Below are 12,535 nucleotides of genomic sequence, written 5' to 3'. Positions count from 1 at the left end.
AAGTCATGACAACGAAACGTAAACCCTATGTTAGGGAAATGAAGGGCGATTGGTGGCAAAAGCTGGGTTTTTATCGCTTTTACATCATGCGTGAAAGTACTTCAGTCCTTCAAGTTTGGTTCAGTATTTTAGTCCTATATGGGGTATTTGCACTGAAAAGTGGCCCTGAATCATGGGCGGGTTTTGTTGGGTTCTTAAGTAACCCAATCATCCTTATCATTAACATTATTACTTTGGCAGCAACGCTATTGCACACCACAACGTGGTTCAAACTTGCACCAAAAGCCGTCAGTATTATTGTAAAAGATAAGAAAATGTCAGAGGAGCCTATCGTTAAAGGCTTCTGGGCACTCACGATTGTTGTAACTGCGGCAATCTTAGCAATCGCATTGTTATTTTAATCTAAGGAGAATCTGATGAATCTAACGCCTAAACGTTCCGATGAGCCGATTTTCTGGGGGTTATTTGGTGCAGGTGGTATGTGGAGTGCCGTGATTGGCCCTGCTATCATCATTCTGTTAGGAATTTTAATTCCGCTGGGTGTTGCACCAGAAATGCTGAGCTATGAGCGCATTATGGCATTTAGCCAAAGCTTTATCGGCCGTATTTTCTTATTATTGATGATTATTTTGCCAGTATGGTGTGGTATGCACCGTATCCACCATACGTTGCACGACTTTAAAATCCATGTCCCAGCGACAAAATGGGTTTTCTATGGCGGCTCAGCAATCATCAGCGTTATTGCAATTATCGGTGTATTCACACTGTAAATAATTCAATCACACATTATTTTAATACAAGGTATGGCAGCAATGGCCATACCTTTTCTTTTTTAAAGCTTAAAAACTACTGCTTAAAGCCTCGAATAAGTGATTCTAAACCGAATAAGAAAGCTGCCGTTCCATCATCACTATCTATGATGTGTATCGCCTGCTTTAATAACAATGGCATTGAGCTATCTTGTTCTACATCCCGCTCACTGATTGCGGCAATATGTTCTTGCTGTTCTAGCACCGAACCTAACGTAAAATGCCCCACCGCGCTAATTGCATATAAACCGTTTTGTAATGAAAAACCGTTATCGACCATAAACTGTAATTGTTTTTCCACAGTAGCATATTGCTCTGAACTAGGGCGAGTCCCCAGATGTACCTTTGCCCCATCACGATAGCGAAGCAAGGCACGGCGAAAACTTAATGCGTTATGACGCAAAAATTCCTGCCACGTTTCCCCTTGGGCTGGTAATGGGTGGTCATGGTGCCGTTTTAGCATTTCAACCGATAATGCATCCAACAACGTGCGCTTATTCTTCACATGCCAATACAGTGTAGGCTGCTCAACGCCCAGTTTTTGAGCCAATTTTCGAGTTGTCAGCCCTTCCATCCCCACTTCATTCAGCAAGTCTAATGCAGCACTAATAATGGTTTCTCTATCTAACCTTGCCATCATGTTCCCCTATTTTTATTGACACTCTATCACTGATAGGGATATATTCCAACTCTATCACTGATAGAGAAATCAATTATGAATAATTTTGCGATCACTGCTTTAACGATCACCGCCCTCGATGCCATGGGGATCGGCATGATCATGCCTGTTTTGCCAGCCTTACTTCGTGAGTATGTAACAATAGAAAATCTGGCAAACCACTACGGCATCTTACTAGCCCTGTATGCCGTCATGCAGGTGTTTTTTGCGCCAATACTGGGAAAATGGTCCGATAAATTCGGTCGCAGAGCTATCTTACTGCTTTCCCTTGCGGGAGCCGCTCTCGACTATACTTTACTAGCTTTATCTAGCTCACTTTGGATACTGTATTTAGGCCGTTTAGTTTCGGGGATCACTGGTGCAACAGGCGCTGTTGCCGCTTCTATTATTGCTGACAACACAGCCCCAAAAGAGCGTACAAAATGGTTTGGACGACTAGGTGCAGCATTTGGTCTTGGCCTAATCGCTGGCCCTGCGATTGGCGGCTTTGCAGGGCAATTCTCTCCACATTTACCTTTTGTTATTGCAGCCGTCTTGAACGCGTGCTCTTTTGCCGTGATCTTGCTTATTTTTAAAGATCAAAACAGACGTGCTATACAGAATGATCAAAATGAAACTGTAGAGCAGCCGGTTTCCTTCATACGGCTGATAAAACCTGTCATTTTGCTCCTTTTTGTCTTTTTTATGGCGCAGCTAATTGGCCAGATCCCTGCAACAACCTGGGTGTTATTTACCGAAAATCGCTTTCAATGGGACAGTATGCAAGTTGGGTTATCTCTGGCGGGTTTAGGCGTCATGCATGCCCTATTTCAAGCCTTTATTGCCGGGGCGATAGCCAAAAAATTCAATGAGAAAGTGACAATTATTGTCGGTTTTATCGCAGATGGCACCGCATTCATTATTTTGTCATTACTGACAGAAGGCTGGATGATTTACCCAACATTGGTCTTACTCGCTGGTGGCAGTATTGCATTGCCAGCGCTACAAGGGCTAATGTCCGCTCAAGTCAATCAAGCTAACCAAGGTAAATTACAAGGGATTTTAGTCAGTTTAACCAATGCCACTGGGGTTATTGGTCCATTATTATTTAGTTTTATTTTTGGTCAAACACTCGCAACATGGGATGGCTGGCTATGGCTGATTGGTGCGATGATGTATGTTTTATTGATCGCATTTATTTTATCTTTTCATAGAAGTAGCAGCCAGATAGTTGAAACAGCAAAACTACCAAAGAGCTAAGTTTTAGCATGCCAACATTAAGTGCAATGATGGCCTTATCAGATTTGCTTTTGGAACATGACGTTAAGAGATATTTCAATGACAATACAACCTAAAAAGCCGAGAACGAAACCTGTAGAAGAAAGGCAAAATATTTATATAGTTAATAAGGTAACAAGCTGATTTTTCGTTACTATAACCCTATGGTGTATTGTTATTTAATCCCCCTTGCGGGGGGGACTAAATCATAGCTAACACTAAACAGGATTTGGTTTTGGCAACCAAGTAGATATAAAGTAAGAAAGCCCACAACCCGCAATAAATAGCCCAACATAGCCTAAGTTAAAGTGACTTAAATAACTAACAATCAGAGGGGTGATCCCCCCGATAGAGGCAGAGGCACCATTGTAGCCTACGCCTAGTATTGTTGCTTGCCCATTAGATTTATCCATCAGTACGGCCGATAAATTACACAATATCATCGCTGAATATGCGGACATAACGACTTGAGCGAAAAAGACGAGAAGTAAATTATCTAGCTGCAATGAAAAATAGAGTGGTACTGAAAGCAATACCATCCCAATGACGCCCATATTAAAAACAGATTTAACTGAGCTATATTTATCGGTTAACCAACCACATATCAGCATAAAAATTAACAATAGACCGGACGAAAATATTTCATAAAAACTCTTTATCTCGTCTATCATTAATTTTTCAATAATTAATGAAGTTGATAAATTTTGAGAGTAGAAAGTGACAGTACCAGGAATGGTAAATAAGAAAACCCAAAATACATGGAGCCAACTGAATATTGGTTTTTCATCTAATTCACTTTTATAATCCGGTAATTTTGCTCTAAACCAAAAACTAATTAAAATATTAATTAAACCAATTAATAGTGGGAGCCTCCAGCCAATTGACTGCATCGCTTCTTCAGAAAATGTGTTCTTTAACATGAAAACGACAGCTAATGATGCGATTACTCCACATAAAGAGCTACCAACAATAATTGACGAAACTCTAGACTGAATATTTCCATCTAAATCCTTAAATAAATACGTAATTAGAGAAGGAAACTCACCTGCAAAACTAAAAGAAAGGGCCAATTGTAAAATTAATATTGCTAATGGCGTATAGTCTCCTAATAATTCAATGGGTAACAGTGCCATCATTAATGTTGCCGTACCGGTTATCATACTTGTTAATACTAGAGCTGATTTTTCCCCTACCGTATCAGCATATCGGCCTATAACATACCCACCTAGTGGGCGGATTAAAAAACGTAATGCAAAAATCCCCCATACCATTTCCGTTGCTTGTGTATAACCTAAATTAGTTAATTCCGTACTTAAATAAGTGGATATAGCCGCAAACACAGCAATATCATAATACTTTAAAGCATTACCTGCGACGGCGCCAAACATGAATCTCCATTTCATTATTTATCCCTTTTCTATTAATCAATTTCCTTGTAGAAAAATATTCTCATATTTAAGGGTAACTCACCAAAGATTCCAAACACGCAAGAGTAATGCCATTTTCTTTTAAAGCCAGAAATAAACCACTAGGTGAAGTATAAGAGCAACCTAGTTTTTCTTTAATGCGTAGAATACGTTTATTTTCTGTCGCTTCCGAACAACCTTGAATATAACTAATTTCCTTTACTCGGCAATGTGATAATAATAAACGAATAGTTATCATTTCCTTACGGGTAAAACGAATGTTACCAAAACGCATATAATGATGAAAATCTAAAATATCTCGGTTATTATCTTCAATTTGTTGAGATAAGCTTATGTCCGCCCTAAGTGGTAAAATAATATTTTCATTATCTTTCCAGACATGCTGAGAGTAATCAGAAATAACAGCTCTTAATTTATAGAGCTCTAATAACTCATTAGATGAGAATTTCTTTCTTGAATTTATTGATGTAATTTCATATACACCGCCATATTGAGTACAAAAATCCACTTTCATTTCTTTCTTATCTGTTTTAGATAATGTTTTTTGAAATTCGGCAGAGTAATTATTCCAATATTGAATACCAGGGATTAATCGCTCCTTTACTTTCTTATCTAAATCATCATCCCAAACCATAAGAACCCAATTATAATTACTAGAAATAGTCCTTACAGAATGATTAATCAAATCTACTCTACTATAAGTAACATCTATATCATTCCAATCGAAGTACTTTAAAAACTTATCACCAAAACCAGAACAAGAAAGTTCTAGGTGTTTATTTTCTATATTCATATGTCACCCTTACATTTAAATAGTTAATAACCTTTGTTTTTTACTCAATAACAATGAAACAAATAGAGTTAACGAACTCAACGAAACAAAAACACCAACCAAGGAAACATCAATGAGGACTAAATAATTGATAATTAAAGGCGTTACCCCTCCTATAATCGTCGATGCAAGATTGTATCCCATACTTAAGGTTGTAACTTGTCCATTGGCGGGTTTTGCCACAGCATAATTCCAATTACATAAAACCATCGCTGAAATAATAATAATTGACGATTGAGAGATAAGTACTAATGATAAAACCTTAGTCGACATTAGGTAATAAATAGGAATTGATAGTATGGCAGCAAGCTTTACCCCTAAGTTAAAAACCCGTTCAGCGTAACTGTATTTATCGGTTAGCCAACCAACTATTGCCATTAAAACCAATAATAACGTTGATGATATCATTGAATATATGCTTTTAAATTCTTCGAGTTCTAACTCTTTAAGTAAAAATGAAGATGAAAAATTTAAGGTATAAAAAATAACTGACCCAGGAATAACAACCAGTAAAATATTAAATACCTTAAGCCAATCTATTTTTTGGCCCCCATCATACTCAATGGGTTGGTCTGGTAAGCGATAGCGAAACCAAAAACAGATCAGTATATTACCTAGACCTAATAGTAGTGGTATCCGCCACCCCACCCTTTGCATGGTTTCAGGGTCTAATATATTTTCGAGAATGAACACGACCCCTAGTGAGCCAATAACACCAACAACCGCACTTCCGGTTAACAACCCAGAAATTCTACCTCGTTCTTGGGGTTTAGAATCTTTATATAAATAGGTAGACAGTGATGGGCTTTCACCCGCATAACTAAAAGATAACAACATTTGAAGAAATAAGATGGCTAAAGGCGTATATACCCCTAAGAGTTCAATAGGCAGAAATGCCATACATAATGTTGCACTACCGGTAAGAATACTGACCAAAATCATGGCCGGTTTTTTACCGACTTTATCTGCATAACGGCCAATCACATACCCACCTAGTGGCCGTATAAGAAAGCGTAAAGCAAAAATACCCCACACCAGCTCCGTTGCTTGCTGATAACCTAAGCGAGTTAATTCTGCACTTAAATATGATGAAATCGCAGCAAAAATTGCAAAATCATAAAACTCAAGAGAATTCCCAACCACAGCGCCAAAACGTAATTTCCATTTCATAAAATGATCCCATATCCCTATAGAAAACCAATAGTTAAATTAATTAATAGGCATTAATTTTTCTAAGCTTGCTAATGTAATCCCATGATCTTTCATTACCGAAAAACATTCCTTTTGAGATGCCATTTCACAGTTTAATTTTTTTTTGATATTGTTAACCCTTATATATTCGTCCTCCTCCGAACAGCCTTGAATACGGCTAATTTCATTTATATTTCGGTGGGAAAGCAACAAACGGATGGTTAATACTTCTTTATTTGAAAATGACAACTGCCCAAAACGTATATAATTAGAGGTTTCATTACCCCTGCAAATAATAGGTGCGGTTTCGTCTAATTCAATTTTTTGGCGTAACGGTAATGCAACCGTTTTATTTTCAGACCATTTTTCATATGCATATTCAGAAACTATTGAACGCCATCGATATAATGAAAATAAATGATCATATGGGACTTTATGGTTCGCATTGAGTGAAAATATCTCAAATAAATTATTGTATCTATTGCAAAAATCAATTTTTTTATTTCCTTTATCTAATTTGGTTAAAATTTTCTGGTATGCATCTGAATAATTACTCCAATATTGAACACCCGCAAATAACCGTTCTTTTAATGATAAATCCATATCATGATGCCAATAAATTAATTGCCATTCATAGTCGCTTGACAATGCATATATCTTTTTTTCGTCAATATCAATAATATTATAATTAACATCAATATCATTCCAATTAAAATAATTACATAGGTCTAATTTCACACTAGCACTTATTTTTTCCATCCTATTGTTTTCTATATCCATAAAAATCACCTTTTAGTTATTTAAATAAAAATAAAGATAATAAAAACGTTGAATTTATATCTTTAACACATAAAAATAAATATTCAAAGGCCAAAATTTAAAGGTATTCAAAATTAAGAATTATTTTTTTATCTTTATATCTCAATTGAATTACAGTTCATTAAAATAATTTAAATTATATTTATATATTAACTATTGGAGATCATATGAAACAAGATTGGCACTCGGCTGATATTATTGCAGCAATAAAGAAAAAAGGTTCTTCTCTTTCACAAATATCACGTTCAGCAGGGTTAAACTCATCAACATTAAATAACGCCCTATCAAGACGCTGGCCAAAAGGAGAGCGCATTATTGCCGAGTTTTTGGGTGTTGCACCATCTGAAATTTGGCCATCGCGTTATAACGAAAAATAACATAAGAATTGTTTTCTCTATGTCCCCAAAAATATCAAAAAAAGCGGGTAACTTTCTCTGTCACCCGCTTATTATTCATTTTTAATTAAAAAATGCTTAATTTGAAAGCTAACTTGACACTTTTAAACCAATTAGCCCTGTAATAATCAAGGCAAGGCTTAATAAGCGAAACATATTCGCTGATTCCCCAAGGAAAATAATCCCAACAATTGCCGTACCCACAGCACCAATACCGGTCCAAATTGCATAAGCCGTGCCGACAGGCAAATCACGCATGGCATAAGCCAATAGCCCCATACTCGCAATAATAGCGATAATAGTGATGATACTTGGTGTTAAACGGGTAAAACCGTGGGTATATTTTAAGCCAACAGCCCATACCACTTCTAATAAACCTGCAAATAAAAGGATAATCCAGGCCATTGCTGGTTACTCCTGTTAAATACTTGGGGCCGTCCCCATAATTAAATGACGTTTTTCAGGTCGTCCTGAATACGTGTGATGTGAGAACACATTATAAACATTCACAGACCCAGACTCAAACAACCAAAAATAACAAATAAGTGCAAATTAACAATAATGTTTAACATTTTTATACTGTATTTTATAATTAAGCATCATAACCATCGCACTCAAAATTATACGCAGGTAAAGTAGGTCTCTTATCTGGCAAGTTCATCGAGAAAATAGCATGAGTCTCAGAGACATCTTACTCGCCCTTTGTGTCGTGGTTATTTGGGGTGTTAACTTCGTTATCATTAAACTCGGCGTGACCGCACTTCCGCCGTTATTATTAGGCGCATTACGTTTCATGTTTGTAGCCTTTCCCGCTATTTTTATTTTTAGACGCCCTAAAATTCCATTCAAATTATTGCTTCTCTATGGGCTAACGATTAGCTTTGGTCAATTCGCCTTCTTATTTTGTGCTATTCGAGTTGGTATGCCTGCGGGTATAACCTCTGTCATATTGCAATCCCAAGCTTTCTTTACCCTATTACTTGGCGCAATGATTTTAAAGGAATCATTACAGCCAACCCACTTTATTGGTATGTTTATCGCGATTGCAGGGCTGACGGTGTTAGCCAATGGCGCCACTGCCGGCGGGCTAGATGATATCCCATTGCTCGGGTTAGCATTTACTTTAATTGCAGGATTATCATGGGCTTGTGGTAATATCACCAATAGAATTATTATGAAACAGGAAGGCTCAGAGAAATGCAGTGCCCTATCTTTAGTCAGTTGGAGTGCACTTATCCCAATCATCCCATTTTTAATTAGTTCATGGATATTAGAAGGTGAAGAAGCAATTATAGAAGGGCTATCCGGTTTTAACTGGTCAGTCTTTGGTGTCATTATCTATTTAGCTTACTTATCAACATTCGTCGGCTATGGGATCTGGGGAGTCTTACTTGGTCGCTATGAAGCGTGGCGAGTTGCTCCTTTTTCATTGTTAGTTCCCGTCTTTGGTTTAAGCAGTAGTGCATTATTTCTTGATGAGCACATTAATGGCGTACAAGTTGCTGGCCTTGTTTTAATCATGTTTGGCCTAATTACTACACTTTTTGGTAAAAAAATAATTCAAAAATTAAGACATTCCTAGTTAACCCATTAATAATCGAAGGTTTTTTAACTTTCGATTATTTACCCTACCTTTATTTATCCCATCATAGAGAAAAATACATCAATAGTCATTAATTTCAAAATCAACAATAAATCAAGATAAAAAACCAATTCAATAGATAACTGCTAGTTCAAAACCAAATAAAATCCAATAAATAATCCTAAATTAGTGATACTGCCTACAATTATGAAATTTATCTCAAATCTCAATTGGGTGTATCGGTTTAGCTACTTTTTCTTTGACTTAAGTCTGGTTATATCTTTCTCAGTTTTACTTAAACAAATAACAAAAAGTAATCAACTGAACAGATGGGGATGGCTATGGGTAAACAATTAATATGGATTGTGCTCGCATTACTTGGTGCTTTTTCACTGGGTTACATCGCCTTAAATCGAGGTGAACAGATTAATGCCCTGTGGATCGTTGTTGCCGCCGTGTGTATTTATCTGATTGCATACCGATATTACGGGCTTTTTATTGCTAAAAAAGTGCTCCAAGTTGATGCAACTCGTATGACACCGGCAATTCGTCATAACGATGGCTTAGATTACGTACCAACAGATAAAAAAGTATTATTTGGCCACCACTTTGCTGCTATCGCAGGAGCTGGCCCACTTGTCGGCCCTGTACTTGCGGCACAGATGGGATATTTACCCGGTATGCTTTGGCTACTTGCCGGGGTTGTCCTAGCGGGTGCCGTACAAGACTTTATGGTGCTGTTTGTTTCAACACGTCGAGACGGCCGCTCACTGGGTGAATTAGTTAAAGAAGAAATGGGCAATACCGCAGGGGTGTTGGCTTTAATCGCTTGTTTTATGATTATGGTGATCATCTTAGCAGTACTGGCCATGATCGTCGTAAAAGCGCTTACTCACAGTCCATGGGGGACTTATACCGTTGCGTTCACGATCCCACTGGCCATTTTTATGGGTATTTATACCCGTTATATACGCCCTGGACGCATTGGTGAAGTTTCTATTATTGGGTTAGTTTTCCTCGTATTTGCCATTATCTCTGGAGGTTGGGTTGCTGAAAGCGAAACTTGGGCACCTTATTTTGACTATACCGGTGTTCAACTTACTTGGATGTTAGTGGGATACGGCTTTGTTGCTGCCGTTTTACCCGTTTGGTTGCTACTTGCTCCCCGTGACTACCTATCAACTTTCTTAAAAATCGGGACTATTATTGGTTTGGCAATTGGTATTTTAATCCTCAATCCAAATCTACAAATGCCATCCCTGACGAAATATATTGATGGTACAGGGCCTGTCTGGGCAGGGGATCTGTTCCCATTCTTATTTATTACCATTGCTTGTGGTGCGGTATCCGGTTTCCACGCACTGATTTCATCAGGCACCACACCAAAAATGTTGGCGAATGAAAACCAAGCTTGTTTTATTGGCTATGGTGGCATGTTAATGGAATCTTTCGTGGCAATTATGGCGTTGGTTGCCGCTTGTGTGATTGACCCGGGTGTTTATTTTGCGATGAACAGCCCGATGGCGATGCTAGCGCCTGCGGGTACACAAGATGTCGTCGCCTCTGCCGCCCAAGTTGTCAGTAGCTGGGGCTTCCAGATCACCCCTGAACAGCTCAACAGCATTGCTAATGACGTGGGTGAAACCAGTATTATTTCACGTGCCGGCGGTGCTCCAACACTGGCTGTTGGGATGGCGTATATTCTCCACGGTGCCCTTGGCGGCCTAATGAATGTTGCCTTCTGGTACCACTTCGCCATTTTATTTGAAGCATTATTTATTTTAACCGCAGTGGATGCAGGAACTCGAGCAGCACGCTTTATGCTGCAAGATTTACTGGGTGTGGTTTCTCCCTCCTTGAAACGCACCGATTCGTTACCCGCAAACTTGATAGCAACAGCTCTGTGTGTGCTGGCTTGGGGCTACTTCCTTCATCAAGGCGTTGTCGACCCACTTGGCGGTATTAACACCTTATGGCCGCTGTTTGGTATCGCGAACCAAATGTTGGCGGGTATGGCATTAATGCTGTGTGCTGTGGTACTGTTCAAAATGAAGCGCCAAAGATACGCATGGGTCGCTTTAGTCCCAACTGCATGGTTGTTAATCTGTACCATGACTGCTGGCTGGGAGAAAACCTTCAGTGAAGATGCCCGTGTTGGTTTCTTAGCTGTCGCAAATAAATTCCAAGCAATGATTGATAGCGGTAATATTCCAGTTCAATATACGGAATCTCAATTAACTCAGTTAATTTTCAATAACCGCTTAGATGCAGGATTAACTATTTTCTTTATGATTGTTGTGGTATTACTGGCTCTATTCTCCATCCGCACTGCGTTGAAGGCATTAAAATCTGACCAACCCACTGCGAATGAAGTACCATACGAACCCATGCCAGCTAATTATGAAGAAATCGTGGCAAATACACGCCATCATTGATTTTCGCGGAAAAGCTTGTCACTGTTTAGGGCATATACTCTTTCTCCAAAATAATTCACGTTGGAGCAAGGCGGCAAAGAAGATAATCCCTAGGAGCATACTCCAGTATGTGACTAGGGTTAGCGAATGAAGCCAACGCAGCAACAGCGTGAAGTATAAAGGAGAAACGAGGAGCATACATAACAGTATGTTACTTGGGTAGCCGAGAGCAGCCAACACCGCTACAACACAAAGTATGACGAGGATTTATGTTTGGAGAACTGGGAAAAGCAGCCCGCTATTTAGGTCAAGCGGCAAAAATGATGGTTGGCGTTCCCGATTACGACAACTACGTCGCTCATATGCAAAAAACGCATCCAGACCAAACTCCCATGACCTATGAAGAGTTTTTTAAAGAGCGGCAAGATGCACGCTATGGTGGCAAAGGTGGTTTTAAGTGCTGTTAGCCACTTAAAATAGACAAAAAAAGCCGTGGCACTCGACCACGGCTTTTTATTTTTAACGATTCAGTATAGGATCAACCGTTATTTTACACGTGCAACATACTCACCAGAACGAGTATCAACACGGATCACTTCACCGATCTGAACAAACAGAGGAACCTTAACCACTGCGCCAGTGCTCAGTGTTGCAGGTTTACCACCTGTACCTGCGGTATCACCTTTCAGGCCAGGGTCAGTGTCGGTAATTTCTAATTCAACAAAGTTAGGTGGGGTAACCGCGATAGGACGACCGTCCCACAGGGTTAAAATACATTCTGCTTGGTCGACTAACCATTTCGCGTTATCGCCAACGGTTTTTTCGTCCGCAGCTAATTGTTCGAAAGTTTCGTTGTTCATGAAATGCCAGAACTCACCATCGTTATACAGGTAAGTTAAGTTCATATCCATGACATCAGCAGCTTCAACAGAGTCAGTAGACTTAAATGTTTTTTCCAACAGTTTGTTAGAAATCAGTTTACGGATACGCACACGTGCGAAAGCTTGACCTTTACCCGGTTTGACGAATTCACTTTCTAAAACGACACAAGGCTCGCCATCTAACATGATTTTAAGACCTGAGCGGAATTCATTGGTACTATAAGTAGCCATGGTGATCCTCTAATTTAT

14 protein-coding genes are annotated in these 12,535 nt (G+C 38.9%); 7 read left to right on the top strand and 7 right to left on the bottom strand.

The annotated features are described in order from the left end of the window. The first annotated feature begins 5 nt into the window (after positions 1-5). Complete coding sequence (gene frdC, locus PSF42_RS16560; RefSeq protein WP_109911650.1) at positions 6-401, top strand: fumarate reductase subunit FrdC; 396 nt, start codon at positions 6-8, stop codon at positions 399-401. Positions 402-416: 15 nt separating this feature from the next. Continuing rightward, complete coding sequence (gene frdD / locus PSF42_RS16555; RefSeq protein WP_248467094.1) at positions 417-770, top strand: fumarate reductase subunit FrdD; 354 nt, start codon at positions 417-419, stop codon at positions 768-770. A gap of 76 nt (positions 771-846) precedes the next feature. Here the strand turns inward: frdD and tetR are convergent, their stop codons facing one another. Next, positions 847-1,446 (bottom strand): tetracycline resistance transcriptional repressor TetR, encoded by a 600-nt coding sequence (tetR, locus tag PSF42_RS16550; protein ID WP_272680385.1) that lies wholly within the window; start codon positions 1,444-1,446, stop codon positions 847-849. Positions 1,447-1,524: 78 nt separating this feature from the next. On the opposite strand from tetR, the gene tet reads away from it, so the two are divergent. Next, positions 1,525-2,727 carry a Tet(A)/Tet(B)/Tet(C) family tetracycline efflux MFS transporter gene (tet, locus tag PSF42_RS16545; RefSeq protein ID WP_272680377.1) on the top strand — a complete coding sequence of 401 codons (1,203 nt, stop codon included), beginning with the start codon at positions 1,525-1,527 and terminating at the stop codon, positions 2,725-2,727. Between the two features lie 236 nt (positions 2,728-2,963). Here the strand turns inward: tet and PSF42_RS16540 are convergent, their stop codons facing one another. From PSF42_RS16540 to PSF42_RS16525, 4 genes are read right to left on the bottom strand one after another with little or no spacing between them, the layout of a single operon-like run. Next, a complete protein-coding gene (locus PSF42_RS16540) occupies positions 2,964-4,148 on the bottom strand; it encodes an MFS transporter (RefSeq protein ID WP_125890500.1) in 1,185 nt (394 codons plus the stop codon). A 52-nt stretch (positions 4,149-4,200) separates the two neighbouring features. Continuing rightward, a complete protein-coding gene (locus PSF42_RS16535; protein WP_125890501.1) occupies positions 4,201-4,965 on the bottom strand; it encodes a helix-turn-helix transcriptional regulator in 765 nt (254 codons plus the stop codon). A gap of 15 nt (positions 4,966-4,980) precedes the next feature. Beyond that, on the bottom strand, positions 4,981-6,174 hold the full coding sequence (locus tag PSF42_RS16530; protein WP_125890502.1) for an MFS transporter: 1,194 nt from the start codon (positions 6,172-6,174) through the stop codon (positions 4,981-4,983). A gap of 39 nt (positions 6,175-6,213) precedes the next feature. Further along, positions 6,214-6,975 (bottom strand): hypothetical protein, encoded by a 762-nt coding sequence (locus tag PSF42_RS16525; RefSeq protein WP_125890503.1) that lies wholly within the window; start codon positions 6,973-6,975, stop codon positions 6,214-6,216. A 206-nt stretch (positions 6,976-7,181) separates the two neighbouring features. Here PSF42_RS16525 and PSF42_RS16520 point away from each other — a divergent pair, with 206 nt between their 5' ends. Continuing rightward, positions 7,182-7,391 carry a helix-turn-helix domain-containing protein gene (locus PSF42_RS16520; RefSeq protein ID WP_004908101.1) on the top strand — a complete coding sequence of 70 codons (210 nt, stop codon included), beginning with the start codon at positions 7,182-7,184 and terminating at the stop codon, positions 7,389-7,391. Between the two features lie 108 nt (positions 7,392-7,499). On the opposite strand, the gene sugE is transcribed toward PSF42_RS16520, so the two are convergent. After that, positions 7,500-7,814: a quaternary ammonium compound efflux SMR transporter SugE gene (sugE, locus tag PSF42_RS16515; RefSeq protein WP_125890504.1), complete on the bottom strand. Its 315-nt coding sequence runs from the start codon at positions 7,812-7,814 to the stop codon at positions 7,500-7,502. Between the two features lie 268 nt (positions 7,815-8,082). Here sugE and PSF42_RS16510 point away from each other — a divergent pair, with 268 nt between their 5' ends. The 3 genes from PSF42_RS16510 to PSF42_RS16500 all read left to right on the top strand — a co-directional run bounded on the left by PSF42_RS16510 (position 8,083) and on the right by PSF42_RS16500 (position 11,872). Next, positions 8,083-8,991, top strand: a complete 909-nt coding sequence (locus tag PSF42_RS16510) for an EamA family transporter (protein WP_125890505.1) — start codon at positions 8,083-8,085, stop codon at positions 8,989-8,991. Between the two features lie 341 nt (positions 8,992-9,332). Continuing rightward, positions 9,333-11,426 carry a pyruvate/proton symporter CstA gene (cstA, locus tag PSF42_RS16505; RefSeq protein ID WP_102138006.1) on the top strand — a complete coding sequence of 698 codons (2,094 nt, stop codon included), beginning with the start codon at positions 9,333-9,335 and terminating at the stop codon, positions 11,424-11,426. Positions 11,427-11,674: 248 nt separating this feature from the next. Beyond that, on the top strand, positions 11,675-11,872 hold the full coding sequence (locus PSF42_RS16500) for a YbdD/YjiX family protein (protein ID WP_004258665.1): 198 nt from the start codon (positions 11,675-11,677) through the stop codon (positions 11,870-11,872). A gap of 78 nt (positions 11,873-11,950) precedes the next feature. On the opposite strand, the gene efp is transcribed toward PSF42_RS16500, so the two are convergent. Further along, entirely contained in the window at positions 11,951-12,517 is a 567-nt protein-coding gene (gene efp, locus PSF42_RS16495; protein WP_125890506.1) for an elongation factor P, read from the bottom strand. Positions 12,518-12,535 lie beyond the last annotated feature (18 nt).

This window comes from Providencia sp. PROV032 (genome assembly GCF_028484875.1).
GTDB classification, from domain to species: Bacteria; Pseudomonadota; Gammaproteobacteria; order Enterobacterales; family Enterobacteriaceae; genus Providencia; species Providencia rettgeri_E.
This window is presented reverse-complemented; position numbering and strand designations above follow the sequence as displayed.